Genomic DNA, 26,886 nt, shown 5'->3' on the forward strand with positions numbered 1-26,886 from the left:
ACATCGGGGCGTAGCGCAGCTTGGTAGCGCACTTGCATGGGGTGCAAGGGGTCGTAGGTTCAAATCCTACCGTCCCGACCATATATCAACGACTTAGGGCACATCTTCGGGTGTGCCCTTTTTCGTTTCTGGCTGGGTACTTGTAGGGTACACAAACCCAAAACCGCCATTTTCTTGGTGTCACTGCCTGTGACATCGAGCCGAAGCATCTCGTTTTCATCCAGGCTTTCTTCGTTTCCGTCATTGCTACTTTAGCATGCACTAAAGTCGCGACCAAAACGCGGCCCTCTTCAGCTATTGCATGCTATCCAAAGTTTACTCCCCAGATTTACCGATCCCGCATAAATTATTTACGACATTCTCGTCTAATTGCATTTTCTAGAAAGTTACACGTCCCAAACACCGGTTGCATCTCCGTAATATTAAGCTGTACCCACAAACCAAACGGTGATGAAAATGAAAATCAAACTGCAGATGTACTTCACAGATATTGAGGTGGGGAACTACTACTCAGTGTCCCGGTTCACCATCTGGCGCTGGGTTCGGGAAGGTAAATTCCCTCACCCCTTGAAACTCAGCTCCGGATCTAGCCGCTGGCACAGGTCAGACCTCGAACAGCACGACGAGAAAGTTCGGCGACAAAATGAGTTGGTGGAAGTTTAGTCACTTCAAAAAGCCAAAAACGCTCCAAGAGCTGCCAGGACTGCCGTCCACAGTTTTGAGCGGGCGCTACCATGACCTTCTCATCAACTCTCACGAAACGACAACATCAATCCGAAGGTTAATTAATAAGTGAGCTTTGAATGTACTTACTAATTAACTTATAGGAGAACTACAATGCGCGACCCCAACCGAAGGAAATGGCTGCTGGTAAAGGGTTCACATAGTGGAACTTTTGCAATCTGGTGCTGAACGGACTCTTTAACAGACATGGCACATACCTACAACTAATGTCAGAAAAACTATTATTATTTCTGACATTGTTCAAGGTGCGATCAACTCCTACCCGAAAGGAGAAAGACTCAAATATCTGCTCCGAACTCAATGGCGGAAGGTTTTACCTGAGGGTATGACCATTAACTAAATGTTCTTTCAGAACTTGCGTCGCCCACTGGCGAAATTCGGTTGCGGGTTCGGAGCCGACTCGATAGCCCACGGAAATGATGGCATCCAGATTAAACTGCTTGATACGGCGTCGAACCCGGCGATTGCCCTCCTGGTGAACTACCGACAAATCCTCGGTAGTTCAACCTTCCTCAAACTCCCCTTCTGCTTACACATTCTTCAGGTGTAAACCGACGTTATCAGTGAAGGTATCAAATAAGGAAGACATTGGTTTCAACCGGTCAAGACAACCCCTCTGCATCGTGGGTATTAATGCATTACAGGGCGGCTCCTCTTTCACAGATCTGAACCACTGAGATCAAAACAGCTACGGAACAGACCCTACGGGCAAGCTCTACTGTTAACTCACAGAAACAATTGGCGGCAACTAGGCCACTGCCGTTGTCCGCTTTCAGGACATGCTTTACCGCGTCATTTACCAACGGTGCGATAAGACAACGCTGAATTGCAGTAGTAACGCTCATAAAAAGTAGAGCATTTCATAATGGGCATTATGCGCAGTAAAAATAAAGCTTCATTCGTAGAAATAGCAGGGAATAATTCTGAACACTGGTTCGCTACAAGTTACAGCCCATGTGAACTGTTAATTTCTAAGCCGCCTACACGGCGGTTCACGAGCAATACCAGTTCCGCAGCCGTATGAATCATTTCTAAGCCGCCTACACGGCGGTTCACAGTTAACTGCAACTTGCATTGCTTGCGTTTCCTTTCTAAGCCGCCTACACGGCGGTTCACATTGGATGAGGCTGTACGGGCCGAAATTGACTTTTCTAAGCCGCCTACACGGCGGTTCACAGCTACAGCTTCCTGCCATTGGACGCCGATCTTTTCTAAGCCGCCTACACGGCGGTTCACGGCACGTCCTGCGGTTTTCCGGTTCTGATGATTTTCTAAGCCGCCTACACGGCGGTTCACGATTCTGGCGGCTATTGCGGGGCGCTCGATGTTTTCTAAGCCGCCTACACGGCGGTTCACTATCTGGCCAGCGCTGTACAGGAGTTGGGGCTTTTCTAAGCCGCCTACACGGCGGTTCACCTGGCCTGACCATAGACCTGACGCCCACCAGTTTTCTAAGCCGCCTACACGGCGGTTCACCAGGTTCTTACCCGCGCCGTTCTTAAAGAGTTTTTCTAAGCCGCCTACACGGCGGTTCACGAGTCGATGGTGATTGTATCACCGGACCCAAGTTTCTAAGCCGCCTACACGGCGGTTCACAGCGTGAGGGGCGCCTCGAGGACACAGCTTCTTTTCTAAGCCGCCTACACGGCGGTTCACGCATGGGCTCGCCGTTGCTTGCGCTCATAGAGTTTCTAAGCCGCCTACACGGCGGTTCACATTATTTGCTCGTGATAGGTGGTGCCGGGTTTTTTCTAAGCCGCCTACACGGCGGTTCACGAAGCTGGTATCTGCTGCGCGACCTGGGCGCATTTCTAAGCCGCCTACACGGCGGTTCACCTCTTTGCAAAGCAACAGCCCCATCTTCTAGCTTTCTAAGCCGCCTACACGGCGGTTCACCAGTACAAGCCGGTTCTTCTGCGCAAGGGTGCTTTCTAAGCCGCCTACACGGCGGTTCACACCCCCGCACCCGCGGCAGTGAGGGCCAGGGCTTTCTAAGCCGCCTACACGGCGGTTCACGATGCGTCAGTGCTTCAGGAGAATGAGTTTCATTTCTAAGCCGCCTACACGGCGGTTCACTCTGTGTTGGCGTCCGCTTGAATAATGTCAGTTTTCTAAGCCGCCTACACGGCGGTTCACCAGTTATAGTAGTTCGTCCACCTGCCGCCAACTTTCTAAGCCGCCTACACGGCGGTTCACTTTCTGCTCGGGGAAGAGGGCGAGTTCATCCATTTCTAAGCCGCCTACACGGCGGTTCACACTGGGGGTGTAGGTGTGTCTCCATTTGGCCATTTCTAAGCCGCCTACACGGCGGTTCACGTTACAACTGGTATGACGCCGCCGTGCCCGGCTTTCTAAGCCGCCTACACGGCGGTTCACATCTGCACGTTCAGATTCTGCATATTGCTTTCTTTCTAAGCCGCCTACACGGCGGTTCACAATCGACAGTGGGCACATCAGTGAGATCCGCTTTTCTAAGCCGCCTACACGGCGGTTCACATACAGCTTCATGCGATCAGCTGCGCAGCAGTTTTCTAAGCCGCCTACACGGCGGTTCACTCACGCGCAATCTGAATTGCAGTATCTTCCAATTTCTAAGCCGCCTACACGGCGGTTCACCGTGAGCAGTCCGCGAAGATCGAAGCGCAGACTTTCTAAGCCGCCTACACGGCGGTTCACATTTGGGCTACAAATTTGACCCTCCAGCATCTTTTCTAAGCCGCCTACACGGCGGTTCACGGACGGAGAGTCCCTTGAAGAGTTGGAGTCAATTTCTAAGCCGCCTACACGGCGGTTCACTTGCCGGCAAAGGTTTGTTTGCTCTTTTTCGTTTTCTAAGCCGCCTACACGGCGGTTCACTGCGCCGAGGAACGCCGGGCGTCATTTCGTCTTTTCTAAGCCGCCTACACGGCGGTTCACCTATTATTCTTACCGTCGCCGAGAAGCTTGCATTTCTAAGCCGCCTACACGGCGGTTCACCATGGGGCCCTTAAACAGGTACGCTTCCACGCTTTCTAAGCCGCCTACACGGCGGTTCACATTTAGAGCTAATTCTACTGACCTAAAGTATATTTCTAAGCCGCCTACACGGCGGTTCACTCACCAAAGGTCAGCTCGTAGCCGCTGGCATATTTCTAAGCCGCCTACACGGCGGTTCACTTGAAGCAAAATAGCAAAAATGTATTTTTCTCAGATAGTTAGTGTTAATTGCCGCTAAAAACCTTTTTTCAGCGCGATTTCTAAGTCGTTGTTTTGACGTAAGCGTTTAAGGCTCGAAGAAAAAGGGTTTTCTTGGAACTCCGTCACCCGAAAGGAAGATCCGGAAGCGAAAAAGGCCGTGACGTTGTGCTCAGTCCATATCCGTCCGGTTCGATGGCCCCAAGCTCGGCCGAACTGCTTTCGACTTCGACAAACAGTGAAAATCCTTTGCCATTAGATGCGCTACGCACCTGAAAATAGGGCAGGCCCCGTGAGCTAGCACTCTCCATCCTGCGCTCACGCAAGTCGCCGTCCGGTTTGCGCTCCGCATTCCGATTGCTAACACGGTAGCGGCGGTATCGAATCCAGGGCCCAGTATAGTCGTCCGGCGTTTTGGCAATCGACGAAACCTGACAGTAGTCGCGGAAGACAAAATGATCTCGGGTGCGATCAAGCAATTCCGCTAGTGCGCTCTCACTGCCAAACACCCTCAGCTTGTCCCCGATACTACACCGCTGGTCCGGCTTGCAGCTTGGCAGGGCCAGGGCGTATTGGCCCGGTGCCTGACGGAACGCACCATGCAGGACGTGCATCACCCGATTCGCGATCGCGGGCAGATTCAGATCGCTTGAGTCCGCACCAAGCAAACGAATGTCTAAGTAGTGATCTGATGTCATTAGAACCCCCTCACTTCTTTGGCGTTTTTTTCGGTGTGGTGTAAACACCGCCCCGAATGAACGCTGCGATCATAAACATGCCATCCTCAGCGGCAGGATCGAGTTCATTCAAGCGTTCAAGCAATTTGAAAGCGGACTTGGCTTTAGTGCGGTAAAACCTGAGATCGGTCAGGTTAGCGCCCATCGGTTCGACGGCGATAGGCCGAGCGCCACCGCCAGTCTCGTACCAGGTGTCGATGGTCCGAAGTGCATTCCAGAGTTTCTGATCACGAATCGCGGCTTCGCCAATGATTTTGGGCACATCTTGGTTAAAAGGCGCTTTATTCAAGACATAAAGGCTTCGGCTTGGAAGGTTGTCGTCATCGCGCGCACCCGGGATGTAGTTTTGTGATGGGTAGACTTCGATTGCTCCATGTCCCAATGTCTGGATTTTTGCAGTGACCGTGATGGGGCTACTACCTTTTCCCCGAAGCTGATCGGCGAGAATTGCCCCGAATGCCTGCTCGGCTTCGGTAAAATCAGAAAAATCCTTGAGCGAAAGTGCTAAGGCTTCAGCTTCAGCAATCAGCTTGCCTTTCCAGACTGCGGTCACGGTAATAGCTTCACCAATCAGCCGATTGCGCCAAAGCCACCGTCCGTTCATGACATTGCGGGCTATGCGATTACAGACTTCCGTAATACCTTCGCTCTGCGTTGCACGTTCCATAAACCCCAAGATGCTTTCACGAAATGCCTCAACATAGCTGGGGTTTTTTGTCTGCTCTTTATTCGGATTGATACCGGAAATCGCGTCGACCAAGTTGGTCAAGGCAAACGAAAACTCGACTACAAGTCCCGTTGAATTGGGGTCCAGTTTGGCTGAATCAATTTCCTGAAGGTTGCGTACATCTTCCGGCTCCACTGTCGTACTGATTTCTCCAGAACCCTCCTCTTTGCCGTCTGAGCCTTTGAGTGTGTTGTTCGTGCCACGGATTCCGTGACGGATCACCGTGACAGGGTGATCGGCGTATTCGCCTTTAATCAGGCTATACATGCGCGCATCGGAAATCACAATATTGCGCTTGAGGGAGAGGCTGCTGGGCAGTTCTAAAATCGGTTGCTGTTCTGTAGACATATTCGTCACCTATTGGGTTTGTTGGATGAGGCAGGTTACGTCGTCGGTCCAACGTAGGGACCAGAAAGGCACAGCGGCATTAGCAGCTCGCCGCTGGGTAGAAGACTGAAACTGGGCAAGCCCGATAAGGGGCTCTCCATATGCGTGAGCGTAGCCGAATCGGCCACCTTCTTTGTGTTCGGCTGCGGTCAAGGCCCGGTATCCGGCCACGATGGGAGTTAGCCATGGAATGTCAGCAGAGCGTTGCATCAGCAGCTCAAGCAAGGTGACGTGAGGCGCTTTATCCGGCTGCGCTAGCAGGTCGATGCGATCCACAACCCAGAACCCATTGGGCAAACGCTTACTCGCCTCTTCGATAGAGTCGAAGCGCTTGGGCTGACCAAACGTGGTGACACTGCCGCCCGCAAACCTCGCCCCGCTAAGAAATCGCTCCACTGCTGCGGTATCTAGTTCCTCGTCTTCGTCAAACGCGATGACGAGAGAGACCGACAGGTGTACTGATGCCGTTGGCTGAAGCGATAAGCTTGGCGTAGCGGCGCCACCGGCATAATCGTCTTTATCGATAAATGATGCGCCCCTTCGCTGTTGTGGAACGAAGTTGCCGTATTGGTCGTACTCCCCGAGGTGCTGGGCATCGTGATGTAGATACGCCACACCCCTCGGCGATTCCTCAGCACCTATTCCCCGAGCCAAAGCATGAGCGAAGAGAACGGCGGCGCTCACTGGGCACGCACTCAGAAAGAGCGGACACTGATATGCATTGGCTGCCTGTACGGACAGACGCGGCAGGATAAGATACTGATCACTCATAACGTCACCTGCTCAATGATGTTAGCGAGGCCGCTTATCCCGCTGCTATCTAGGCCCAACGACATTTCATCCCTCAGTCGATAATCGGCGATGCGCTGAGCCAGCGCCTGAGCGAATTCAGCTCGCCAAAGGCTGTTGCGCCGGCTGTGATCAAGAAGTCCGTGCTGGAAGAGAGGAAGCCCTGGATCTGTTAAAGATTCGCCTGGAAGTGTTTGGCGATGACGTTCAAGCAGTAGCGTACAGCGACGAGCTTGCTCAAGCACATATCGAGCGATCTCGCCGACAATGGCGGTCTCGCTTTGGCGCACACGTGATTTGCCAGACATTCGACCGCCACCGCGTTGAAGCTGTTTAGCCCGCCATTCGATATAGCTCGACACGGCTTCTTCAGGCAGCCTTATGGTCATGCCACGATAATGGAGGCTTAGGGCACGCTTGAGGTCCGGGTCTTCCTGTGGTGCCGAGAACATAAGCGGTCGCTGAAACTCGGTGATCAGGGCGCCCACGTTCTGAGGATTGGCTCCGCCCACCTGCACTGAAGCTCGCCGGAGTCGCCGCTGCGCTTTTGAATCAGTACCCGAACGCATCGAAGACTCGGTCTCTCTAAGCAACTTGGCAAGACCGGCGCTCACCAAGGGTGTGAAGGCTAGGTACCCGCGAAATTCCGTATCAATGGGTAGAAGTATTTGCCGCAGCCTTGGTTCTGCCGCCCCGGTGTTGAGTTCGAGAGATGTCCGTGTTTCGTTCTCAAGTGTTTGCAGAATACGCTCGGGACTGCTCATCACTTGCTTTTCGTCGTTTCCTTGAGCAATGCGCGCGTGTTTAAGGTGCGTGGCGATTGTCTGCGGGAACATCGAGGCATAATCGACGGCGACCGAAAACCCTTGCGCCAGCGCCCCTTCAGTGCTGACATATGGCGCTGTGTCCCGCGCTTTGTCTGCCGAAAGCCGAATCCCGCCAGACCCGGTGTTGCTATTGACGCTTTTGAAAGAGAAGTGAAGCAACTGGGAGAACGACTCCTTGTAGGTCGCCTCATCCAGCGATTCAATCTCATTGATCGTTTTTTTTGCCATTTCTCCATCCTCCTTTTCTTCGACCTTACCCCTCCTTGCAAACATAAAGAACCAAAGAAAGCTCCACAAATCGTACGTTTCATATGCTAACGTTATTAAACATTCGAAATTCATTTAAATCGGGGATGATTCGTTGGTACTCAACAGGGAAGTGAGTCATTTTATTTTGCGAAGAGCTTGGCGCTTCGGGTATGTAAAACGCGCGGACGTCCTCTCTGCCTTTAATGGACAGATCGCCGAATCCCATGCCTCGTTCCTGATGAATGCCGCCGTCGAAAAGCACAGTGAATACCTGCTCCGTGATGGTCACCGCATCCTTCCTAAAGCCGAGGCGAAGGTGCCAAAAGAGGCCAGTGAGCAGGACCTTATGGAGTCGCTTTTTGCCGGCTGCTACCGTTTTAAAGACACCGGGTTGCGTGAACGCGAGCTCCCTATCTACCGCAGTGAATGGTTCGACTTCCGTCCGCCACGCCCAGGTACGTTCTCAGAGATTGTTTCTGCGTTCGTAGAACACAGCGACCTGCATATTGATTATGTCTCGATGCGCTCTGGCGCCCAAGCGAGTTCGCGGCTGGTAAAGCCTGTGGGGCTGGAAGAGCTTGCCGGTCAATGGCGGCTTCGCGCCTATGACATTGAGGATGGAAAGCTCAAGACGTTCGTCCTCTCGCGAATCGTCTTTGCACGAGCGTTGAAAGGCCGGAGTCGAAAAAGCTCAGGACAAGGTGTCAAGGAGGAGGCAAAACGCTACTTCCCGGCGAAACTAGATGGCCGCCTTACTTCAGCCCAGTGCCAAGTGCTTGAACAGGAGCTGAAGATAAGTAACGGTTTTGTCCATCTAAAGCCTTCGCATCGCTTTGAATATCTGCGGCGCTTCGGTCACGCCCCAACAAGCGAAGATGTTATCTGGCCACCTTTAGAAGACGGAGAATAGCCGAATGCCGGGGGGAAATACCGAGAAAGACGCCATCGATCTGATACTCAGGCTCTGCGCCGAATGTGCCGGCGTCTGGCACGATACTGGGAAAAATACTAATCTTTTTCAAGACAAGCTAAGCCTGTCTGGTTTTCCAACTCGTGACCCTGTGCGACACGAATGGATGTCGCTGTCTTTTTTGGATGCGTTTATCGCACTTCGCCACAGCAAAACCGATGGCCAAGCGCCGTCCCTAGCGGACGCGCAAAATGCAGTCAACAAAGATGACTGGACGGGTAAGCTATCTGATTTCCCTTTTGAGAAGCGCACCCCCTTGGCCGGGTTGTTAGATGTAGTCCGGTTTGCAGTGGCCACGCACCATGGTCTTTTTGCGCCCAATACTAAGAGTGACAGCGACTCTTCAAACGTGGCCAGTAGCCGGGCCCATGTTCGAAAAGAAGAGATCGACCACCCTTTTGCCCAGAATCCCGGACACTACCTTTCGGCACGGAGCAATCTAAATAGCCTCGTGAGCGAGCGGATTAACACACTGCTCGATGAGCTTGAGCACATCGAAAGCTCAGTGGAAAGCACATCCCTTCAGAAAGTTGCGCTGTATGTTCGGGCTTGCCTGATTATTGCAGATCACACGGTTTCTCGCAGACACTGCCTGCACGAAGGCGAAACCGTCTATGCCAACACACTCAAATCGGATGAAGGCGGTTCACGCCAGCTCAATCAGAGCCTAAGCTATCACCTGCTTGAGGTAGGCTCGCTGGCCAAAAAAATTGCCGAGGAATTTCGCCGTCACAACTGGCCAGGTATATCAGCGGCGAGCCTGGCGCGTATTTCTGAACCTGCGCCGTCATCAAGCCGGTTCGCTTGGCAGAACACTGCTTTTGACTCCCTTCGCGCCGCGCGTCAGCGCTCTGACGCGCCTACTCTGGTTTTGGATGTTGCCGGGACTGGCGCGGGCAAGACACGTATGAACCTCAAAGCCGCCGCAGCGATAAATACTCGCTCAAAACTTAGAGTTTCAACAGTACTCAACCTGCGTGTACTGACGCTCCAAACGGGAAAGGTTTTCCAGGACGAACTCGGGCTCACCCGCGAAGAGCTGGCTTGCGTTATCGGAAGTCCTGTTGTACGTCAGCTGTTCGAGGCGACGCAAAAAGCGGACGAGAATCCCGAAGAAGTAAAGTTCGACACTGTCGGGCCTGAAGTGGCGATTCCAGATTTTCTGAGGGAATATCTTGGCCCTAGCCCCGACGATGCTCGCTTGCTTGGTGTTCCTCTGTTGGTATCCACAACAGACTTCCTGATCGCTGCGGGCGAACCGCAGAAACAGGGCCATCACGCGCTGGCTTTGCTTCGCACTATGAGTGCGGACCTCATCATCGACGAAATAGATGACTATGATCCGACTGCCTTCGTTGCAATTCTCAGGCTGGTTTACACTGCCGCCAGTCACGGCTCGAACGTGATCGCATCTTCTGCCACGTTGCCCAAGCCTGTGGTAAAGGAGCTTGCAAAAACCTTCCTAAGAGGGAGTGAACTCTACTGCCGGGAAAATGAGATAAAAGGCGTACCCTTTGTCGGGATCATCAGCAACCTGAGCGACCCACTGATAATGGAAAGGCCAACCGCCGAAGATACAGCAGAACGTTATGAGGCTTTCATGCTTGAGTCGCTCGCCATCCAGTCGGGAAGTCCGACCAAGCTGGCTCACTGCGCGACAGTGGAAACTCCGTCAATGGAAGCATTCTGCCAGGCTATCAAAACATCGATAATCGACCTAGACGCCGCTCACCGTTGGACGTATGCGGATCTTCAGAAAACCGTCAGCGTCGGCCTTGTGCGTATCGCGAACATCTCGGTGGCAATCGAAGTGGCCCGCTACCTCAGTGATCATTTTCCCGTCGATTACATCGCCTGCTACCACTCGAACGACTTTCTAATTCAGCGCCAGCGTAAGGAGCACATGCTCGACACTCTGCTGAACCGCAAACGCGGTAATGTAGAGCTGGAATCTTCAGAATATGTACAGGAGCTAGTGAAGAGCTCAAAGAGCTCGCACGTAAAGCTGATCATCGTGGCAAGCCCAGTGGAGGAAATAGGACGGGATCATGACTTTGACTGGGCCGTGATCGAGCCCTCAAGCACCCGCTCCATCGTACAAACCGCAGGACGCGTTAACCGCCACAGACTTGCTCCGGTCACTTCGCCAAACATTCATGTACTGCAATTCAATGCCCGTTATTGCCGAAATGAAGGTGAAACCAACCGCGCCGTATTCAGGCGACCGGGCAATGAACCTACTGAGCCCGGCGCGGCTTGGCGGACTCATGATCTGAATGAACTTATCGACTGGTCGTCTGCATCAATACTCGACGCTCGCCTTAGGCTTGGGCAACACGAAATGTCTCAGTTGGAAGACCAAGCTATACGCAACACTGTCGAAAGACCTAACAAAATACTTGTCGGAGAAAACTCAAAACGTGGCTCTGATTGGATGACCGGATGGTTCTACCGCAAATACCCTCTCCGCGATCAGGATCACTCAGATCTCTGGACATATCGGAGCGGAGCTTTTCATCTTTGGACGCACGGGCCAACAAAAAGCACCTGGCAGCGTCGAACTGACCTGATCTCCGAAGTGGCACCCGCGTCAAATACCTGGTTGAGCTGGAGTGCGGAGGACCTGGCGGCCTATGCCGAGAGATTCGCACTTACCCCCGATAAAGCCTTTGAGTTCAGTATCAGCAAGAATCAGAGAGGTTCGAAGCCAGTCGCACTTACGATCGACTGGAGATTTGGCTTCCGGAGATAGCGCGCTCTTTCCTCCGCCCTTGCTAATGGGAAAAGCGGAGCGAGGTCTACAGAAAATTACTAGTGCTGCAAAAAACGAACAGTAATCGGACCGTTTCTGGCCATAGATTTTGCGTGTTTTTTTGAGTGTTAAACAATCAAAAACTTGGGTCTTCTTGTCGCTTTAAAAGGGTGAATGCAAGAGGTGCCAGTAATGAGGTGCGCTCACTGATTCAACCAGCCTTTATTTGAAGTGGCGATCCAAAATTTCCGGCTCCAAGAAGACTACCCACATAATTTGAACGACATTACCCGTCACAATAGAGTACACCCCAAGGTTACTTTTCAGTGTTACATGTTAAAGTGTCACTATAGGGTTACTAATTGAGGTTAGTGACAGTATCATCACCATAGTCACCCTAATGTGACAATTGAGCGGAAAACTATGTCTCGTATCGGATATGCGCGTGTTAGCAGTGCCAGCCAGGATCTCGACATTCAAATCGATAAGTTGGCCGCGGCAGGTTGTGAGGTTATTCGGTCTGAAACCGGATCAGGCGCTTCGCGGGACGGGAGAATCGAGCTGAATACCGTACTGGAGTTTCTACGCAAGGATGATGAGCTTGTTGTACACCGGCTAGACCGTCTTGGTCGCTCTACGCGCGATGTGCTGAACCTGGTCCACGAGTTGGACACCAGAGGTGCTTCGTTACGAGTTCTTGAACCGGATATCACAACCAAAGGTGAAATGGGTCGTATGGTGATCACTGTTCTTGGCATGGTTGCGGACATGGAGCTGAAGTTTATTAAGGACCGGCAACGCGCCGGAATTGAGGTAGCGAAGACTAAAGGCACCTATAAAGGTCGCCAAAAAAATGTTGATGACGCCGAGATTCAAAAGCGTGTCGAAAATGGAGAAACCAAGGCTCAGATTGCCAGAGATTTGGGAGTCTCACGAATGACCGTTTATCGGGCTCTCAACAAATAGAGTTTTGTTTGGCTCAATCGCGGCCATCTGCGGTCAAATTTGACCGCTCCGCACCCCGCCTGAAGCTGCCAATTCGCCAGTCACCGAATTCTGTGTGCGCGCACACAACTGGAGATGGCGTTGTCTATAAAGGGTAGATTTTTCATTAAATGATCCTAATCAAGCCAAAACGGTCACCGGTGAACGTTTTGATTTTTTGGCTATAATTCATTGATAAAAAAGGGAAATTAGACCATTTTAGGTTAAATTTTAACCACCCTAAAAGCTGGTGGACGACCATCGTAGTCATAATTTTCCGGATGGACAGGGGGAATCCGGGATTTGTGTGCGCGCACACAACCTGAGATAGCATCGTCTGACCAGGGTGACGGCCAAATTTGACCGCTACTGGCGACACTTACCCTTCACGGTCAGTTTTTACAGGCACAAGCTTTCTTAAAGTAACTTTTTCGTCGCTACAGGCAGTGTGCCGACTGCCAAGCTGCCCTACCGTTTTCTAGTCGTAGATTTTTAGACGCAATTGTTTATCAAAAAACCACAAGAAAAGTTAGTTTTTGAGAGTGCAAAATTAGCGCTCAGAAAACGACCGTTTATCGGGCTCTCAACAAATAGAGTTTTGTTTGGCTCAATCGCGGCCATCTGCGGTCAAATTTGACCGCTACAGGCTTTCATAAAGTCACTTTTTTAGTCGCTACAGATAGTGTGTCGACGACCAAGCCGCCGAGCTGAAAGAGCGAATCAATGCCGGTACCGAGAAGCTGGACGCTGCCCGGGCTGGACAGCAGGAAGCCGAACGAGCTGCCGCCGTTGCAGCGTCAGAAGTGAAAGCCGAAACGCGCCGAACCGATCAGGCCGAAAAACGGGAAATCGCCACGGCTGCCAGTCTGCAAAGCCAGATAGACGAGCTGAAAAAAGAGGTTGCCAGTGTTCGGGAAGAAGCGAAAACGGCCCGTCTGGCCACGGCTGGCGAGGCTGAAAAATGGCGCGAAACTGTGGCTCTGGAGCACAAGCGAAACGCGGAATTACAGAGCGAACGCGACAATCTAGCCGAACGCCTGGCGGCGCTGGAAGCTACAGAAAAGGGGCCACACCGGCTGTAACCCCTTCGGTTAGTGGCCTCAGGCCACAGTCGCCTCCTTGTCCTCCAGCGTCAGCTCCACGTGGAAGTGCGCCGGACCGGTCAGGTTGACCAAGGCGTCGAGGCCAAACTTGTTGATGCGGCCGTTCAGCAGGTCGTTCAGGCGGGGCTGGGTGATACCCAGGCGCTGCGCCGCCTCTTTCTGAGTGACGTTCCACTCCTTCACGCGCCTGGTGATCTGAATCATCAGCTCGGAGCGCAGGCGCATGTTCAGGGCTTCTTCAGGGGTGTCTTCAATCGCATCCCACACACTTTCGAATCGTTCGTTTGCCATGTCTGTCACCTGGTTAGGTTCCATGTAGTTCTGTTGGGTCTTTCGTTGCTGTCTTGGTTTCTAGTCTGGGATCTCGCTGTAACGTTTCTTGCCGATCTCGATGTCTTGCTTGTCGGTCTTCTGGCTTTTCTTCTGGAAGCAATGAAGCACGTAGATCGCATTACCGCGGTTAGCGACGTAGAAGACCCGAAAAGCGCCATCGTCCTCGCGGATCTTGATCTCCACTACACCGCGCCCCACGGATGGCATAGGCCGGTAGTGAGTCGGGTCCTCACCAGTCTGGGTCCTGTCCAGCTGGTAGCCCGCTTCTCGGCGCGCCTCGCCAGGGAAGTCTCGCAGGCTGGCCAGCGCATCCCCGAGGAACTCCAGGGGCTTCTTTCCTCTCGACATCGGCAGCTCCTGAGATCGTCTACCCCGAATAGTATATCAGTATTGATATAAAACAAGAGCGCTGAAACATAATTGATGCAGCCGAATGTGGGTCTATGTCAGAAGTGTTTTTAGTAACCGTGTAGGGGTCAGTTCACGAAACGGAAAAAATTGTACGCTAAGCCTTTGGCATCAATGATATCGATACTATTTTTTACAATTCATAAAGTTGCGCAGTAATTAGTCGACGACTAGCCCTTGCTAAATAATTTTCATTTCAGCATGAGTTGTGCTTTAAAAACTCAATTCTGCAACTACACTCATTGGGCGAACAGAGCGAGAAATCTGCCGTTAATTCTAATAGCGGGTACGCGAATGAATATCAGCTCTTTGAAGAATATTATGAGACAGATAAGATCATTACGTTTGATCTTTGCAGCTTTATTGTTTGCCACATCACTACCGACTCTCGCGGCGGCCACGACTATAGAGTTGGTGAATGATAGCAATTCAGATGAAACATTAATCAGATCGAATACGTCTGGAATTGTGACACCTCCAGCGCCAGATCCGTTATTTGCGAACGATACCAGAGTTGTTGTATCAGAAACCCCCGGCACTGTTGATGCAGGTGCTTTCACTTATCAAAGCTGCAGATTTAACTGGTCGGTAATTAAAGTCGGATCTCTATACCAGTTCTCAGATGGAGCTGAGCCTACGTCGGATTGTGAATCACAAGTAATTCTACAAAACTTTATTACTGGTGAGTATTCTGTACGATTTACAGTAGAATAAATTTTTTTAAACTGATCTGACTAGGATTAATTCACTGTGTAACGTAGATATACATTGCACAGCGAATTATTTATAAGATATTGTCTTTTCGGCTATTTATTTAGTAAAGTTGGGTACGTATAGCTCTCTGGTGGCGTTTATAGAATCATCCAACCTATTCTCGTAACCACTAAACCAAGACTGTTTTCGTATATCCCCCGCGTTCAGGATTTGACCCTCTGTAATACTTTTTGATCCAAACTTCTCTGCTGCATCCATAGCTTCATATAATAACATTATAAGAGGACTATCTGACATAAAATCCTCTGGTATCTCTCCGTTTTTGATTGACGCACTTTCATATGCTTTCTGAACGCCCGCGCGCTGGTGCGCATATTCAAAAGAGGTCCCTTTTTCCTCATTGCCTACAGCATCTAAAAATTCTATCCCAGCTTTGAACTTAGACGCCATATTCCCAACAAAAGGGTCGGAAAACTGATCCTTTTCGCTCGTCGGACCGCTGTAAAGTCCCATGGCAAGCCCCTGTTGTTGATTCATTTTATTACGAGCTATGGCCTGCTCATCTTTTGTGAACATTTCGCCTTGATTACTTGCAACAGCATAGAGTGCTCGCCTATCGAGCTCACCCAGTAACGAATTTCTGCTTTCTGCAGGTGCGTTATTTGGCGGATATGACTTTCCAATCGACTCCAGGCGCACATAATTATTATCCATGCTAGCGCGTGCATCTATCGCAACCTGGCTAAAATCTTTTCCAGCAGAAAATGTATCACGACCAGGCTCTTTGACACCTAATGCAATATTAGCAGCTGTAAATCCGTCATAAGTCGGCATAAACTGTTCGTAATAGCTAGGGGATTGACCGCCCCTGGACGCCTCTAGTGCTTTTCTGCCAGCATCTGAAATAGTAACGTCGTTATTACTATTTTCAGGATCAGCACTGTCCTTGATGGGTTTCTCTTCGATTCCAGATCCCGTTTTTTCCAAACTAGCGTATTTATTTTGCACTCCAAGTGGCTGGCTGCTTATGGTAGATATCACAACAATGCCTCCACTAAATACCTATACGTGATTTGAACGAACCTTTGCATCAAGGTATGCACCCATTTTTTAAGCGTGGTGGACAATGGCACGCTTCTGCGTGCTTTGAAAGCCAAAATTGGTTCACATCTCACAGATAACCATTCGAGAAAAACGCTGTTGGTTTGCCAATTGCAGTATGTGATTGACGCCCATACTCTAACCCCTTCGGAATACTCCCTATTCTTGTTATCGGGACTTACCGGAATAACTTTAGCTAATCGGTCAGCCTATCCAGCGGATTGCATCCGGCGTTTTGATCATTACCTAGTATAGTAGCTCCCCAGGCTCCCATAGACAAAGTTCCTGAAGCGCGAATAGATGTAGCGGCCCGCAAACATCGAGGCGAACCCACATTATTTGAGAATAGAGCACTCGGCTAGATCAGCAACCCAGCCTCCCGTATCTGCTCCATTTGCTCATGTGCCCGTGTCGCCTCCATATCCCTGGCTAGGAATCGCCTGATTTCGTCTAGCCACGGTGGCAAAGCGCTTGCCTAAAGGATTTCAAAAGATAAACAATTGAAACAAATCGTTACACAGTTTCAGTCAAGACTTATTATTCTTTAGACGGTAGCGCTAACGAGAGTGCGTTAATTGATAAAAGGAGAACACCGTGCAGAAAAATAGAACCATTTCCTTTGCCTGGGTCGTGGCTTGCGCCATTGCCTCACCGTCGCTTCTGGCAGCGACACCTGTTCCGCTTTCACCAGCTCCAGCAGCTCTGTCCAAGGTCGAAACGACCTCAAGCACCGAGGGCATGACCGCAAATTCCCAACCAGAGAAAACTACTACCACTTTGAAGCCGTACCGGTTCGACCGGTTGAGCCCGCAGAGCGCCAGTCTAGTGTTAGTGGCCCAGCGGTGGCCGCTCCCCAAGCGCAAGCGAAAGTAACAACCAACGCCATCACTCCGCTCTGTACCACCCTCAACACGGGTACCGCTTACACATTAGATGGCACTACAACCGGCGGCTCTTATTGCTACCACTTTGAAATCACGCAGCGCTCCAAAACCCAAGTATTCCTGACCGGGCAGAATGCCAATACGGACTTCGCCCTGACGCTGATCAAACATGAGGCAGACGATACGCTGACATCACTGGGGACATCGGACCAACCGGGCAATGCCGATGAAGGGCTCTTGGCTCTCACTGAACCGGGTGACTACTATTGGTCTATGGACGCCAATGCCTCGGATGGCTCTGCCTTCCAATTTGGGGCAGTGGTGAACACGGCTGTGGATGCCAACGAACTCAATGACGCGGCAAGTCTATCAACACCGATTCCTGATGACCGAACGCCGATGGTTGGGAGTATGGACAGTACCCAGGATATCGACTATTTCAATTTCGTGGCAGAAAATGGGCAGGATCTGCAGATCCAGTTGATCGACACGTATGGCCAGAACGAGTGGGTCATTGAGTACTTCACTGGCACCCTCTGGAACACTCTTGACGCGAATATGCTCTATAATTTTGGGGGGCTACCAGCGCCCTTCACCCTTAATGTTCGAATCTCCCCTAACCCGGCGGTCGCCGTGAATCCGGCGCACGATTATGAGCTGATGGTGGGAGCGCGCGTCACTGCTTCCGATAGCGTCGATGTCGGAAGCGATGAAAATTTAGTTCGTATGAGTGCTTCCCCTTTTATGACTGACCAAGTGCATAATGAGTTGGATTGGTCCATACGAGTGCTGGATTCCAGTGGCAACCCTGTTGAGGGGGCAGAGGTGACCTATTATTATTATACTGATGTGATTCCAGTGACAGGCGACACAGCGATCAGCAATTCGAGCGGTATCGCCGGTAACACCATCTCGATGCCTGATTGCACTGGTACTCGTTCCACCACGGACTATTCGGGTGGCTATACGTGGCTTTCAGAGTTCAATTATGGGGAGTGGTCGATTCGGGTGAAAGATACAGATCCCGATGAAGTCGGAGTCGGAGGCGAGAACTATCCAACCGTGACCTTGGGGCACGTCTGCGACCAAACCATTCAGTAAGTACCTGAGGCCCAGGCACTGCTTGGGCCTCGTTTCCTTTCTACAGCGTAATCAGTCCAAAATCCGCAGGCTTGGCATATCCAACGGAGGCGTTAGCACTGATCTGGTCCATTAAAGCGCGCCCGCCAGCGGCAAAGTGACTTTTGTAATCAGTAGGATCTATCGTTTTCATATCATAGCTCCCGCCTGGCTCATGCACTTGCAGGTAGGAACGAAGATCAACAATGTCCCCAAAATTCTCCTGGGATACGTCGAATCGACCGATACCGTTACTCACACCGGCCGGTCCCCGATTTAGCTCCAGCGCGCGAATCATCGTAGAAGCCACTTGGTTGGCCTGATATTCGACATCGGCTACCGAGAACGCCTCCTTAAGGGCCGTGCGCTCTTCAGTTGATAGGGCATCACTGCCTTCCGAGAAGTTCAATGAACCGTTTGACACCGAAAACCCCCAATCCTTTTCTTGCAGATCGGGTGATAGAGACTCCATTGCCGTATCAAAGCTACGCTTGAGGCCAGCTGACGCCGTGGCGACACCAGTGGACAACGTCTGCATCATCTCAATCATCCTGGCATCGGCCGCTTCGTTACTTTCTTGCGGCATCTTGTATATTTTATCAATAACAAAGCCACCGGTATCCAGAGGGTTCTCTTTCGCTCCATGGTAAACCACCGATGGCACCTCGCTGGCCTTAAAGTCCGCAGCAATCGGCGTTTCGCGGACGATTCTTGCAGAACCATTTGAATACACGCCCTGCTGGTTTGCCGATTGCGATATGTGATTTACATCCATCCTTTTATCTCCTTCGAAAGACTCTTTCTGTTATCGGAACTTCCCGGAAAAACTTTAGTGAATCAATCGTCCAAATGATCCGGCAGATCCGGCAGTATGCAAGTGGCATTTCGATCCCAGCCTAGTTCGTGTCCAGAGTCTTCGCAAAAAAATCCTCCGAGTTTAATGTGCAGCCTGCCGGTATTCGCTGTCAGTTTGAGCTGTACCCTAACCGGGCGTCAGGCATTGAATGACACATAGAGGGTTGGCAGACAAACGTGAAAAATTCCCAAAAAAAAGCTGTAAAAGGCTGAAATTAATAGCTTATATCCCCTTTTTTTAAAAATGATTAATCAATCTCTGATGTAACATTCCGACAACGATGGTTTTGCGTGGTCCGCCAATCATACAAGCCACGCATGTTGCCTCTAAAACCCGGTAATTAATCGGCTTTTTAGAGAAATTAGTTAGCACCGTACCAAATCGCCGTCTTTTTTGCCCAAACATGGCCCAAACTAGATTCCACCGTCGTAAGAGGCTGCGTAACCCGCCTGCTCCCGTACAAAACCAGCTCTTATCGGAATACATTCCAATACGCAGGTAATAGTGTCGTTAACTGATTGTAATACAAATGCCACTAACGTCGTCTATGCTGGCAGTGATTGTAAGAATTGTGCAGTTTGCGAACAATTAAGCCTCAATCAAGGAGAAAGATCATGAAGGAGCTTAAAGAGGGATTCCTTTTCGCAACAGTGGCCGTATTTGCCATTACTTCTGCGAATGTTATTGCTTCAGAAGCGACGACAGAACGCAAGGTGCTAATTGATGATCGTTACGGCGGTCAGCACCAAATCACGCAGAAAGTTTATGACCAGGGGGCCGGATTCTATACGTTTGTCAGGGACGGAAGGCCTGAGAAATTGATAGAAATCCACGGGGACATTTGCCAATCAGTAGGTGGTGTGGATGTCTTTGAGGAAGGCACAATCATGGCGTCTGATGCTGTTCAAGACGTGGCGATTTGCAAAATTACTGACCCAAAGGTTATGGCCAAAATAGCGAGAGAGAATCCCGAAAACAGGGTTTCTGCTGGGAAGCCCACCGGACACGACACGAAGACAGCAATCGCACCGAGGTGGTTATATTGGCCTCCCGCTTTGAGTCTCATCCCGCCCAATCGAGATGTTGCGGTGAATATCAACTTCCGACTCAGTGGATACGTCGAATACTACACAGACGACGGCGGATTTTATAGCAACTCGATGCAGGGCGGTCAGTGCAATATTTCAAGGTCCGGAATTGTTGGCAGTGATGTCAAAGGTACGCTTTATATAAATGTGCTATGTGTGGCGCGTAATTCTGGCACCTGGCCAGTTTATCTGACGTCCAGTATTCCAGGGCTCACGGTCCAGGCTATTGGAGAAATACGGGCACAATAGGAAGTGCGCAAAAAGCAATTATGACAGGGACGGGAAACTGTCCCTGTGTTAGATGAAAAGAGGCCTTAAATGTGTTGATAAAAAAGATACCCATATTGATCGCGGCCGTGGCATTCCTAGGAATTCCAGGCACGTCTTTGGGATCGAATACCGTTCTCGTGGAAAACACCATCTATGATGAAAGTGGAAGGTCCATCACCGTCACGATGTCGGTGCAAAAAAATAGTGACGGTACCTACACGATTGTCAACATTGTTCCGGAACAAGAGGCCAAGGTATTTTTTAATCGCGCATGCGAGGAAGAATATGGCCCTAATGTCCGGTGGGCGGGTGTTGACCAGGACGAGGTAAAAATCTCAAGTCCTGACAGCTATACCTATAGCTGTCACAGCCAGGGGTAGGAACTTGAGACCAGTAACAGTGTGACCTCTTTTTCGGAATCTGTAGGTTTATAGAGACTTTCCTGCAAAAAATACGTGGATTGTTGCTGCAGTAGCCTTGCACTTGGCCTAAGAAAGACAGCCTGGAGGGATGTCAAGACAACGAGAAGTCTTCCCTCTTCCCGTTGGCATGGCTGTCAGGCGAGTGATGACAAGGTTCGTCAGCAAGCTGTAGGTCCTGTGAGCGCACTAAGGGGCTGCTTCGTCAGAATCGTTGCCAGCGCTTAAACGAGCCAACAGGTCAGTCTTCACGCTAAGCTCTGTTTCAAGCAGCTGCACCTTTCCTTTGAGCTGATCGCTAACGCGCTGCTGTTTCTCAAAGGCGGCTTTTCGCTGGCGCAACACCACCGCTTGCTGCTCTAATCGCACCGTTTTATCCGCCAAGCGTCGGTTTTCGCGCTCCCGCTCATTCAGTTGCTGACTCAACTGATCCGAATGCTTTCGAACTTCGGTCACCTCCGTGAACAGCCGGGTGATCTCCCGGGTGGCCTGGGTCTGTTCGTCGCGCTTAACGGCTAAAGCTTGTTGCAGATGGCGCTGCTCTTCCTGGACTTGCTGAATCAGCTGCTCATGCCGCCGCTGATCCTGCTCACGCTGTTCTTTCACAGAGCTGCGATAGTGCTCCAGCGCCTGGCGGGCATGTTCGTGCTTTTCTTCCAACGAGTCCACCTGGCGCTGCTTGTCCTGAACCTGTTCGGTCAGACCCTCAATGCGTTGCGCTTGGGCGCGGCCGTCGCCCTGCAAATTCGAGAGGGTGTCACGCAGCGCAGCGACCTCGGCGTGTAATTTATCCCGCTCCTGCACCAAAGCGTCATTTTGCTTCTGTTGTTGTTCGCCCTCAACTGTCTGCGCCGCCAATGCTTCCCGCAGACTGACCGCCTCAGTGTCATGGCGTTGCTCGGCCTGCTCAATCGTCTCCTGCGCGTCTCGTCGCAATTGTCGAGTCAACTGACTCACAAGTTCTGTTACGTGCGTACTCAAGAGCGCCTCGTCGTCCAAGCGGGTGCTTTCTCGCGCCTCAATCGCTTTAAGGTGGCTGCTGATGGTGGTCTTCGAGCCCGTATTGCCCAACTCGGCCCGTATGGCGTCGATGGAGGGGTGAACGCTGCGAGCCAGGAGGCGTTTGCGAGCGTCCTCGACCAGGGGTTGGGTGATGCCGCCTCGGGCCATGATCGTCTCCTCGTATTTATTTCGTACTGTATTACGTATTATGTAATTACGTACTATATACAGTTGAAATTAATTTGAAAGTATCACTGATCTGATATTTGATAATCCAGGGTTATCCATTGTGATGCTCATTTCGATGACTATACTGATCAAAGCCCGGTACGATATGGCGTTGGTCAACTACCCGGGACCGAGGCCATACGCCCACTATGAAGGAGCCCCGAAGTGCACCAACAAGCCGACCCACTTAATCAGGTGTTTGCCTTTCAGGCGTTTGATTTTCGGAACCGGTTTCCCGACCCATTAACGAACTTCCGTGCTGCTCTGGAATGCCTGCAAAGCGAAGACGCCTATATGCCGGATGTTGACGCACAGATCAGGGCCCACCTCAAAGACGGCCGCTCGATTGCCATTCCAAAAAGTTCTTTCTGGGTGGAGCAAAAGCAGTTTGCGTCATCGGCCGAGGCAGAAGCCTGGGTACTGGCTCGTCAGAAAATGGCTACCACGGGATCTCCGCTGGATAGGCTCGCCGGTTCACTGATCGCCAACCTCAACGTTCCAGTTGAAAAGCAAGTGTGCGATGCGATGGCTAAGACGTTCACAACGATGGTTTCAAAGGCCGACAATGAGGCCATGTGCGAGTCGGCAGAGAGTTGGTCAAGGGAAGCGATACGGGCATTACCGAAGCCGGAAGACATCGGTGCGCCCAATGACGATTGAACGTTACGTTCGCGCCGCCACGCGGGACAATACCCGGCGCAGCTATCGGTCGGCGGTCGAGCATTTTGAGGTGGCCTGGGGCGGATATCTGCCAGCAACAGCCGACAGCGTGGCTCGCTATCTGGCCGACCATGCCGAACGTCTTTCTGCCGCCACGCTGAAGCAGCGCCTGGCGGCGCTGGCACGCTGGCATCGGGACCAGGGTTTTCCGGATCCGACGAAAGCCCCTTTAGTACGCACGGTTCTGAAAGGCATTCGCGAGGAGCATCCGTACCGGCAAAAACAAGCAAAGCCGCTGGCCATCACCTAGCTCCAGCAATTGGATCAGTGGCTGGCAGGACGGATCGCAGAGGCGCGGCAGCACGATGCTCGGCGTCTCGGCGTCTGGTTGCGCAACCGAGCCATGGTCTTGCTTGGGTTCTGGCGAGCCTTTCGCAGTGACGAACTCTGCCGGCTGACCATTGAAGATGTTGCACTGACACCCGGTGCCGGCATGGCCTTGCACTTGCGGCGGAGCAAGGGAGATCGGCAGGCAGCCGGGCGAACATTTAAGGTGCCCGCCCTGAGACAATGCTGTCCTGTCGAAGCCTGTCAGGACTGGCTGGACTTCCTGAACCAGCCTATTGGTCCACTGTTCAGGGCGATTGACCGCTGGGGGCACATTTCCGGCGTTTCATTGCACCCGAACAGCATCGTGCCGCTGCTGCGCCAGCTACTGTCAGACGCGGACATTGAGGCCGCACAAGCGTTCAGCAGCCATTCGCTGCGACGCGGTTTTGCCACTTGGGCCAGTGCTTCCGGGTGGGAAATCAAAGCGCTGATGGAATATGTCGGTTGGCAGGATGCCCAGACGGCCTTGCGATACATTGAAACCAAGTCACCGTTCGAGCAGGCTCTGATGCAAATTCCAATTGAGGTCGCCTCTGCTGTCGGTCAGCCGCGCCTTGCTGCGAGCGCATCCGAACCGCGCCACCGGGCATTGACCGTTCAGCTAACACTAGAGCCGCAGCGTCCTCGCAACCAGAAACACCACCAGGCCCGCACGGTGATCGAAACTCACTGCCTGAAACCGTTCGAGGTGAAACACCAAGACAATGGAAACTACCACATCCAGGTTCCTGCAACATCGGATGACCAGCTGGACGAAATGATGGACGATTTGATTGATGAGATACACCGTATTGCGTCCGACAAAGCCTGCTGGGTGGAGACACTGATCACCGACCCGGCCACTGGGCAGGCATGGGAATGAGTCGGTCATGAGTGCCATTCAGGACACAGCCTACCCACGATTTCGGACGGATATTCCGCAACACGAACTTGATGCGGTTTACACGCCCACACCCAACGAGCAACGCTGGGCTCGTCGATATGCCAAGCAACTTCAACACCGCTTCTTTTTACTGTTGCATCTGAAGGCCTATCAGAAACAAGGTTTCTTCTGCGTAACGGTTGATTTGCCGTCCGATTTGAGTGGCTACATAGCTCAGCGCCTCGGCCTTCGCAAACGGCCGACCAAGATCCAGCAGAGGCAGTATGATCAATCCAGCGCCCGAGATCGCCACATCAATTGGATTCGGACCTACGTCGGCAGCCGAGTCCTGGACGATGACGACCGCATCTGGCTCGCAGACCAAGCCATAAACGCAGCCGAGTCCCGGGAGGTGTTGGCCGATATCATCAATATTCTTCTGGAGGAGTTGGTGCGTCACCGTTTCGAGATTCCCGGCTTTACGGTGCTATTGCGACTCGCCAAGGATGCCCGGGCCACCGTCAATGACCGTTGTTACCGATCTATCGTCAGCGAACTCGCCGACGAAGCAAAAGCACTGATCAATGCCTTGCTGATATCACCGCCGGGGATCGAGATCAGTGGCTGGCAACGTCTGAAGCGGGAAATTCGTAAGCCCACAAACAAGGAAATCCGGTCTTACCTGCAACACCTCAGGTGGCTGAAGGCCATGGTCGAGCAATTGCCAGAAGTCAAATCTATCCCGGTGACCAAGCGGCGACAGTTCGCCCAAGAAGCGCGAGCACTTGATGTGGCCAAAATGGCTCGAATCACAGCGCGTAAACGCTATGCCCTGGCGGTGATCCTGATCCGGCAACAATATGCCCAGTCGCTGGATGACACCGCCGAGCTCTTGATCAAGATGATGAGACAACTTGAAACCACCGCCCAGCAAAATCTCCTGACCTATCAAATGGAACAGACCCAGCGCACAGATCGACTGGTGTCCTGTTTTAAAGATGTGTTGACCGCAATGGAGGCCGAGCCAAATCCCTGGCAATCACTTCAGGCCATTGTCGGAGACAAACGGCAGGAGTGGCTGGACGAATGCGAGGAGCATCTGGCCTATGCGGGCAACAACTATCTGCCTTTTATGTTGCGACCGTTTCGCTCCAAACGTAGCCTGCTGTACAACTGCTTGGAGATACTCACGTTTCAAAGCACCTCCAGCGATACGTTGTCGATTGAACTGATCGAGTTGCTCCGAAAGACCCGTTCGCTGAAAGCCGAAACACTGGATTTGCGTATCCATGCCCCGGATCTGGTAGAAAGCATTCGGCAGACCAAGTGGACGCTTGAGAAATGGCGCCGTCTGATTTTCGCGCGACCGGACAGCCTGACGGTTCACCGTAAATATTTTGAAATGGCCGTTTTGAACCTGGTGAAACAGGAACTGAAGTCGGCCGATCTGGCGGTCGTTCACGGGGATCGTTTCGATGACCATCGGGACCAACTGGTGAGTTGGTCGGCATACGAGCAAGAAATTGACCAGTACGGGCTGGAAGTGGAGCTTCCTATCGAACCGAAGGCTCTCATCCGCCATCTCAAGGATCAGTTGACTCAGGTAAGCCGCTCAGTGGATGCTGCGTTCCCGGACAACACACACGCCGCAATCGAAGACGGTCGCATCGTAATCAAACGCAACCAGAAGCAGGGGCTACCGACCAATTGGCAGGCCCTGGATGACGACATCACGCGGCGGCTTGGCACCCGCAGCATTGTGGACGTGCTGGTCGATGCGGAGCGGTGGCTTGGGTTACACCGTGAATTCGGGCCGCTGTCAGGCTACGAGGGACGCGTCGAAAATCCCCGACTACGGTTCATCGCCACGCTCTTCTGTTACGGCTGCAATCTGGGGCCCTCCCAGACAGCCGACTCCATCAAGCAACTTAACCGTCGACAGGTGGCCTGGCTCAATCTCAATCATGTGACTGAAGACAGGCTTGATCGTGCCGTCGTTAAAGTTATCAACGCATACAAGAAATACGAATTGCCCGGCTACTGGGGCACAGGTCGACGGGCTGCCGCCGACGGCACTAAATGGAACCTCTACGAACAGAACCTCCTCAGCGAATACCACATCCGCTATGGCGGGTACGGCGGCATCGGTTACTACCACGTCTCAGACACCTACATCGCACTCTTCAGTCACTTCATTCCGTGCGGGGTTCGCGAGGCTGTGTACATCCTCGACGGACTACTTGAGAATCGGAGCGATATCCAGCCGGATACCTTGCACGGTGATACGCAAGCGCAAAGCTATCCCGTTTTCGGGCTGGCCTATCTACTGGGGATCAAGCTGATGCCGCGTATCCGGAACATAAAGGATCTGAACTTCTACCGGCCAGACCGGCGGTTCCGTTATGCCCATATCGAAGAGCTGTTCAATGGTCATATAGACTGGGCGCGGATTGAACGGCACCTCCCGGATATGTTGCGCGTGGCCGTGTCCATCAAGCTCGGAAAAATTACCCCATCAACGATCCTGAGACGGCTGGGAACCTACAGCCGCAAGAACAAGCTGTATTTCGCCTTCCGTGAGCTGGGCAAGGTCGTGCGGACTGGCTTCCTGTTGAACTACATCGACGACGTGGAGTTGCGTCAGACCATCCACGCCGCAACCAACAAGAACGAGCAGTTTAACGGGTTTGCGAAATGGAGCTTCTTTGGTGGTGAGGGCATCATTGCGACCAACCTCCGGCATGAGCAGCAAAAAGTGGTGAAGTACAACCACCTGGTGGCGAACATGCTGATCTTACACAACGTCGAAGCCCTCAGCCGGGTGTTGCGCGAAATGGCAGCGGAAGGGATCGTCATTACCGAAGATGTACTGAAAGCGCTATCGCCGTACCGAACCCGCCATATCAATCGTTTCGGAGATTACACGTTGGACTTTAGACGCCCGGTAGGACATCAGTTATTTGATTTAAAACTTGCTGAGATCGCCCCTCAAGGGAAGTCCAAGGGTCTGGCGAGCTCCGAAGATGAATCGGGATAAAAACCGTGATCAAAAAACTTATATTTCATTAGGTTGGGAGCGCTTTTGAGGAATTTTTTACGTTTGTCTGCC

23 protein-coding genes, 1 tRNA gene and 1 CRISPR repeat array are annotated in these 26,886 nt (G+C 51.9%); of the genes, 14 read left to right on the plus strand and 10 right to left on the minus strand.

The window, feature by feature from the left end; genetic code table 11:
* Window positions 1-4 precede the first annotated feature (4 nt).
* Together MIH18_RS05540 and MIH18_RS05545 are read left to right on the plus strand one after the other, a co-directional pair.
* Window positions 5-81: transfer RNA gene (locus MIH18_RS05540), tRNA-Pro, on the plus strand.
* Between the two features lie 393 nt (window positions 82-474).
* Window positions 475-663: an AlpA family phage regulatory protein gene (locus MIH18_RS05545; RefSeq protein WP_249008959.1), complete on the plus strand. Its 189-nt coding sequence runs from the start codon at window positions 475-477 to the stop codon at window positions 661-663.
* Window positions 664-1,057: 394 nt separating this feature from the next.
* On the opposite strand, the gene rhuM is transcribed toward MIH18_RS05545, so the two are convergent.
* The 5 genes from rhuM to MIH18_RS05570 all read right to left on the minus strand — a co-directional run bounded on the left by rhuM (window position 1,058) and on the right by MIH18_RS05570 (window position 7,613).
* Window positions 1,058-1,234: a RhuM family protein gene (gene rhuM, locus MIH18_RS05550; protein ID WP_249008209.1), complete on the minus strand. Its 177-nt coding sequence runs from the start codon at window positions 1,232-1,234 to the stop codon at window positions 1,058-1,060.
* A gap of 477 nt (window positions 1,235-1,711) precedes the next feature.
* Window positions 1,712-3,900: direct repeats of the CRISPR family, unit length 28 nt; unit sequence TTTCTAAGCCGCCTACACGGCGGTTCAC.
* Between the two features lie 143 nt (window positions 3,901-4,043).
* On the minus strand, window positions 4,044-4,616 hold the full coding sequence (gene cas6f, locus MIH18_RS05555) for a type I-F CRISPR-associated endoribonuclease Cas6/Csy4 (RefSeq protein WP_249008208.1): 573 nt from the start codon (window positions 4,614-4,616) through the stop codon (window positions 4,044-4,046).
* Between the two features lie 10 nt (window positions 4,617-4,626).
* Entirely contained in the window at window positions 4,627-5,730 is a 1,104-nt protein-coding gene (csy3, locus tag MIH18_RS05560; protein WP_249008207.1) for a type I-F CRISPR-associated protein Csy3, read from the minus strand.
* Between the two features lie 9 nt (window positions 5,731-5,739).
* A complete protein-coding gene (locus MIH18_RS05565; protein WP_249008206.1) occupies window positions 5,740-6,540 on the minus strand; it encodes a type I-F CRISPR-associated protein Csy2 in 801 nt (266 codons plus the stop codon).
* Entirely contained in the window at window positions 6,537-7,613 is a 1,077-nt protein-coding gene (locus MIH18_RS05570; protein ID WP_249008205.1) for a hypothetical protein, read from the minus strand. Before MIH18_RS05570 ends, MIH18_RS05565 begins: the two co-directional genes overlap by 4 nt.
* 133 nt (window positions 7,614-7,746) lie before the next feature.
* On the opposite strand from MIH18_RS05570, the gene MIH18_RS05575 reads away from it, so the two are divergent.
* From MIH18_RS05575 to MIH18_RS05590, 4 genes are all read left to right on the plus strand, one after another.
* Window positions 7,747-8,544 (plus strand): WYL domain-containing protein, encoded by a 798-nt coding sequence (locus MIH18_RS05575; protein ID WP_249008204.1) that lies wholly within the window; start codon window positions 7,747-7,749, stop codon window positions 8,542-8,544.
* A gap of 4 nt (window positions 8,545-8,548) precedes the next feature.
* Complete coding sequence (locus MIH18_RS05580) at window positions 8,549-11,356, plus strand: CRISPR-associated endonuclease Cas3'' (protein ID WP_249008203.1); 2,808 nt, start codon at window positions 8,549-8,551, stop codon at window positions 11,354-11,356.
* Between the two features lie 423 nt (window positions 11,357-11,779).
* Complete coding sequence (locus MIH18_RS05585; protein WP_249014115.1) at window positions 11,780-12,322, plus strand: recombinase family protein; 543 nt, start codon at window positions 11,780-11,782, stop codon at window positions 12,320-12,322.
* An 821-nt stretch (window positions 12,323-13,143) separates the two neighbouring features.
* Window positions 13,144-13,422, plus strand: coding sequence for a hypothetical protein (locus tag MIH18_RS05590; RefSeq protein WP_249014116.1), 279 nt, complete (start codon window positions 13,144-13,146; stop codon window positions 13,420-13,422).
* Window positions 13,423-13,440: 18 nt separating this feature from the next.
* Here the strand turns inward: MIH18_RS05590 and MIH18_RS05595 are convergent, their stop codons facing one another.
* On the minus strand, window positions 13,441-13,758 hold the full coding sequence (locus MIH18_RS05595; protein WP_249014117.1) for an XRE family transcriptional regulator: 318 nt from the start codon (window positions 13,756-13,758) through the stop codon (window positions 13,441-13,443).
* Window positions 13,759-13,794: 36 nt separating this feature from the next.
* Window positions 13,795-14,124 carry a type II toxin-antitoxin system RelE/ParE family toxin gene (locus MIH18_RS05600; RefSeq protein WP_249014118.1) on the minus strand — a complete coding sequence of 110 codons (330 nt, stop codon included), beginning with the start codon at window positions 14,122-14,124 and terminating at the stop codon, window positions 13,795-13,797.
* Window positions 14,125-14,478: 354 nt separating this feature from the next.
* Here MIH18_RS05600 and MIH18_RS05605 point away from each other — a divergent pair, with 354 nt between their 5' ends.
* The gene (locus MIH18_RS05605) at window positions 14,479-14,898 is read left to right on the plus strand and encodes a hypothetical protein (protein WP_249008198.1); all 420 of its coding nucleotides are present in this window, start codon (window positions 14,479-14,481) and stop codon (window positions 14,896-14,898) included.
* Between the two features lie 96 nt (window positions 14,899-14,994).
* On the opposite strand, the gene MIH18_RS05610 is transcribed toward MIH18_RS05605, so the two are convergent.
* On the minus strand, window positions 14,995-15,939 hold the full coding sequence (locus MIH18_RS05610; protein ID WP_249008197.1) for a hypothetical protein: 945 nt from the start codon (window positions 15,937-15,939) through the stop codon (window positions 14,995-14,997).
* 902 nt (window positions 15,940-16,841) lie between these two features.
* Between MIH18_RS05610 and MIH18_RS05615 the strand changes: the two genes are divergently transcribed.
* A complete protein-coding gene (locus MIH18_RS05615; RefSeq protein WP_249008196.1) occupies window positions 16,842-17,984 on the plus strand; it encodes a hypothetical protein in 1,143 nt (380 codons plus the stop codon).
* Window positions 17,985-18,024: 40 nt separating this feature from the next.
* Here MIH18_RS05615 and MIH18_RS05620 read toward each other — a convergent pair whose 3' ends face one another.
* The gene (locus MIH18_RS05620) at window positions 18,025-18,777 is read right to left on the minus strand and encodes a hypothetical protein (protein WP_249008195.1); all 753 of its coding nucleotides are present in this window, start codon (window positions 18,775-18,777) and stop codon (window positions 18,025-18,027) included.
* Between the two features lie 695 nt (window positions 18,778-19,472).
* Here MIH18_RS05620 and MIH18_RS05625 point away from each other — a divergent pair.
* Both MIH18_RS05625 and MIH18_RS05630 read left to right on the plus strand, forming a co-directional pair.
* A complete protein-coding gene (locus tag MIH18_RS05625; RefSeq protein WP_249008194.1) occupies window positions 19,473-20,195 on the plus strand; it encodes a hypothetical protein in 723 nt (240 codons plus the stop codon).
* A 71-nt stretch (window positions 20,196-20,266) separates the two neighbouring features.
* The gene (locus MIH18_RS05630; protein WP_249008193.1) at window positions 20,267-20,596 is read left to right on the plus strand and encodes a hypothetical protein; all 330 of its coding nucleotides are present in this window, start codon (window positions 20,267-20,269) and stop codon (window positions 20,594-20,596) included.
* Between the two features lie 228 nt (window positions 20,597-20,824).
* On the opposite strand, the gene MIH18_RS05635 is transcribed toward MIH18_RS05630, so the two are convergent.
* Window positions 20,825-21,805, minus strand: a complete 981-nt coding sequence (locus MIH18_RS05635) for a DNA-binding protein (RefSeq protein ID WP_249008192.1) — start codon at window positions 21,803-21,805, stop codon at window positions 20,825-20,827.
* A 225-nt stretch (window positions 21,806-22,030) separates the two neighbouring features.
* Between MIH18_RS05635 and MIH18_RS05640 the strand changes: the two genes are divergently transcribed.
* From MIH18_RS05640 to MIH18_RS05655, 4 genes are read left to right on the plus strand one after another with little or no spacing between them, the layout of a single operon-like run.
* Window positions 22,031-22,525 carry a hypothetical protein gene (locus tag MIH18_RS05640; RefSeq protein WP_249008191.1) on the plus strand — a complete coding sequence of 165 codons (495 nt, stop codon included), beginning with the start codon at window positions 22,031-22,033 and terminating at the stop codon, window positions 22,523-22,525.
* Window positions 22,515-22,835 (plus strand): hypothetical protein, encoded by a 321-nt coding sequence (locus MIH18_RS05645; RefSeq protein WP_249008190.1) that lies wholly within the window; start codon window positions 22,515-22,517, stop codon window positions 22,833-22,835. The genes MIH18_RS05640 and MIH18_RS05645 overlap by 11 nt, the downstream gene beginning before the upstream one ends.
* A gap of 9 nt (window positions 22,836-22,844) precedes the next feature.
* The gene (locus MIH18_RS05650) at window positions 22,845-23,777 is read left to right on the plus strand and encodes a site-specific integrase (protein ID WP_249008189.1); all 933 of its coding nucleotides are present in this window, start codon (window positions 22,845-22,847) and stop codon (window positions 23,775-23,777) included.
* Between the two features lie 7 nt (window positions 23,778-23,784).
* On the plus strand, window positions 23,785-26,814 hold the full coding sequence (locus tag MIH18_RS05655; RefSeq protein WP_249014119.1) for a Tn3 family transposase: 3,030 nt from the start codon (window positions 23,785-23,787) through the stop codon (window positions 26,812-26,814).
* Window positions 26,815-26,886 lie beyond the last annotated feature (72 nt).

Source organism: Marinobacter sp. M3C, from assembly GCF_023311895.1.
In the GTDB taxonomy this organism is placed as follows: domain Bacteria; phylum Pseudomonadota; class Gammaproteobacteria; order Pseudomonadales; family Oleiphilaceae; genus Marinobacter.

Excerpts from the sequence above, each read along its gene's own strand:
- MIH18_RS05545 (WP_249008959.1), top strand. The coding sequence starts at position 475 with ATGTACTTCACAGATATTGAGGTGGGGAACTACTACTCAGTGTCCCGG.
- cas6f (WP_249008208.1), bottom strand. The coding sequence starts at position 4,616 with ATGACATCAGATCACTACTTAGACATTCGTTTGCTTGGTGCGGACTCA.
- csy3 (WP_249008207.1), bottom strand. The coding sequence starts at position 5,730 with ATGTCTACAGAACAGCAACCGATTTTAGAACTGCCCAGCAGCCTCTCC.
- MIH18_RS05565 (WP_249008206.1), bottom strand. The coding sequence starts at position 6,540 with ATGAGTGATCAGTATCTTATCCTGCCGCGTCTGTCCGTACAGGCAGCC.
- MIH18_RS05570 (WP_249008205.1), bottom strand. The coding sequence starts at position 7,613 with ATGGCAAAAAAAACGATCAATGAGATTGAATCGCTGGATGAGGCGACC.
- MIH18_RS05580 (WP_249008203.1), top strand. The coding sequence starts at position 8,549 with ATGCCGGGGGGAAATACCGAGAAAGACGCCATCGATCTGATACTCAGG.
- MIH18_RS05585 (WP_249014115.1), top strand. The coding sequence starts at position 11,780 with ATGTCTCGTATCGGATATGCGCGTGTTAGCAGTGCCAGCCAGGATCTC.
- MIH18_RS05595 (WP_249014117.1), bottom strand. The coding sequence starts at position 13,758 with ATGGAACCTAACCAGGTGACAGACATGGCAAACGAACGATTCGAAAGT.
- MIH18_RS05600 (WP_249014118.1), bottom strand. The coding sequence starts at position 14,124 with ATGTCGAGAGGAAAGAAGCCCCTGGAGTTCCTCGGGGATGCGCTGGCC.
- MIH18_RS05605 (WP_249008198.1), top strand. The coding sequence starts at position 14,479 with ATGAATATCAGCTCTTTGAAGAATATTATGAGACAGATAAGATCATTA.
- MIH18_RS05620 (WP_249008195.1), bottom strand. The coding sequence starts at position 18,777 with ATGGATGTAAATCACATATCGCAATCGGCAAACCAGCAGGGCGTGTAT.
- MIH18_RS05625 (WP_249008194.1), top strand. The coding sequence starts at position 19,473 with ATGAAGGAGCTTAAAGAGGGATTCCTTTTCGCAACAGTGGCCGTATTT.
- MIH18_RS05635 (WP_249008192.1), bottom strand. The coding sequence starts at position 21,805 with ATGGCCCGAGGCGGCATCACCCAACCCCTGGTCGAGGACGCTCGCAAA.
- MIH18_RS05645 (WP_249008190.1), top strand. The coding sequence starts at position 22,515 with ATGACGATTGAACGTTACGTTCGCGCCGCCACGCGGGACAATACCCGG.
- MIH18_RS05655 (WP_249014119.1), top strand. The coding sequence starts at position 23,785 with ATGAGTGCCATTCAGGACACAGCCTACCCACGATTTCGGACGGATATT.